Here is a 2,200-nt window from a genome sequence, read left to right on the forward strand (position 1 = left end):
AGGCCGAGTGGAGGTTCTGCGCAGTGGGCAACCCGGCATGGATGCCGGGTTAGCCGCCCCCGGCCATGGATGGCCGATGGCGGCGGGCCCACGGAGCAGGACCGGAGCGAGGGCATGGCGAGCATTAGCGAGCCACCGTACGTCAGGGGCAAAGCCTTTTGGTTCCTTTTCGGCGTTTGGAAAAGGGACTCGCCGTAAGGGCGAAACCGCCAGCCGCCGTCACCGCAGCAACGGATCTGCCCCCCCCTATGAAGCCGAACGCACCGCACCTTGCGACACACCAGTCGGCTGCAACTTGAACACATAAAACAACACCGTCAGCAGCACCAAAAACGCCGGCCCCACATACAGCGCCACCCGAGTGTCCGGGAAGTACGCCATCAACCCAACCACCAACACCAAAACGCCAGTGCCAGATACGAACTCACCGGGTACAACCACATCTTGTATTTCAACCCGGCCCGTTCGCTGGCGCTCAGGCCTCTACGAAACTTGAGCTGGGCCAGCAGGATCATCACCCAGGTCCAGATCGCGCCGAAAGTAGCAATGGCCGTCACCCAAACGAAAACCTTTTCAGGCACCAGATAATTAAGCAGCACCCCCAGCAACAAGGCGAAAATCGACAGCAACAGCGCGCGACGCGGCACCCCGTTGTTCGACGTCTTGGCAAAACCGGCCGGAGCCTGGCCATTCTGCGCCAGGCTGTAGAGCATGCGCCCCGTACTGAAAATGCCGCCGTTGCAGGACGACAGTGCAGCGGTGATCACCACGAAATTGATGATGCCAGCGGCGGTCTTGATGCCCAGACGCTCAAAGGTCATCACGAACGGACTGCCCTGGGTGCCGATTTCATTCCACGGGTAGATCGACAGAATCACAAACAGCGCGCCGACGTAGAACAGCAGAATCCGCCAGAACACCGAGCCGATCGCGTTGGGAATGGTCTTCTGCGGGTTCTTCGCTTCACCGGCGGTCAGGCCGATCATCTCGACGCCGAGGTAGGCGAACATCACCATTTGCAGGGACATCAACACGCCTTGCACGCCGTTCGGCATGAAGCCGCCGTGAGCCCAGAGATTGGAAATCCCCAACGCCACGCCGTCGTTACCGAAACCGAACGCGATCACACCGACGCCGCCGATCACCATCGCAATGATGGTGACGATCTTGATCAGGGCGAACCAGAATTCGAATTCACCGAAGGCTTTTACTGCGATCAGGTTGATCGAGCCCATGCTGACCAACGCGGCAAGTGCCCAGATCCAGCGCGGGACCTCGGGAAACCAGACGCCCATGTACACCGCCACTGCGGTGATTTCCGCGACACAAGTCACCAGCCACAGGAACCAATAGTTCCAGCCAGTCAGGAAGCCCGCCAACGGGCCAAGGTAGTCTTGGGCATAACGGCTGAAGGAGCCGGCGACCGGGTTGTGCACAGCCATTTCGCCGAGGGCGCGCATGATCACCAGGATCGCCAGACCGCCGATGATGTAGGACAGCATGATGGCTGGGCCAGCCATTTCGATGGCCTTGGCCGAACCGAGAAACAGACCGACACCGATACAGGCACCGAGTGCCATCAAGCGAATATGCCGTTCGCCGAGTTCGCGTTTAAGCGGGCCGCCCTGAGCGGTCTCGCCGTGAGGCAGATGATTGCCGACTGGCATAGGGGTACAACCTCGTCTTGTTATTGGATATGACCACCGAGTGTCGAAGCGCTGACCGATAAGCCATTGCTTGCCTGAAACCGGACCTGCTTCGTGGGCAGAACCGTCCTGCAGGGCAAAACCCTCCAAGATCAGCGGGACGTGCAGTCTAAAAAGCTTCCAGCAGGATATTTCACTCTACAATCCACAATATTCAGCGAGAAATCTCGGAGAAAACGCGGTTTTTGGAGGCGCATTACCTGACTTTTTGTAGGAATTTTTACCGCTAAAGCGGCGCGGAGTATTGCACAGCATTGGTGCATCGTCATGCCCCTACCTAGGCAGCATTTACGTGGCGATGGCTCTAGTACGGCCCTCCTGTAGGAGCTGGCTTGCCGGCGATGGCGCCCGTGAAACCGCCATCGCCGGCAAGCCGGCTCCTACGGATCGGGGACACTGTCCAAAATGTGGGAGTCACCTCCCCCCTGTAGGAGCCGGCTTGCTGGCGATGGCGTCCGTGAAATCGCCATCGCCAGCAAGCCGGCTCCTCCGGA

General features: G+C 59.3%; 1 pseudogene. It reads right to left on the bottom strand.

The annotated features are described in order from the left end of the window. Positions 1-246 precede the first annotated feature (246 nt). Positions 247-1,667, bottom strand: a pseudogene (locus KGB27_RS31295) (amino acid permease). Positions 1,668-2,200 lie beyond the last annotated feature (533 nt).

Origin of the sequence: Pseudomonas sp. BF-R-01, assembly GCF_019946615.1 — a bacterium.
GTDB classification, from domain to species: Bacteria; Pseudomonadota; Gammaproteobacteria; order Pseudomonadales; family Pseudomonadaceae; genus Aquipseudomonas; species Aquipseudomonas migulae.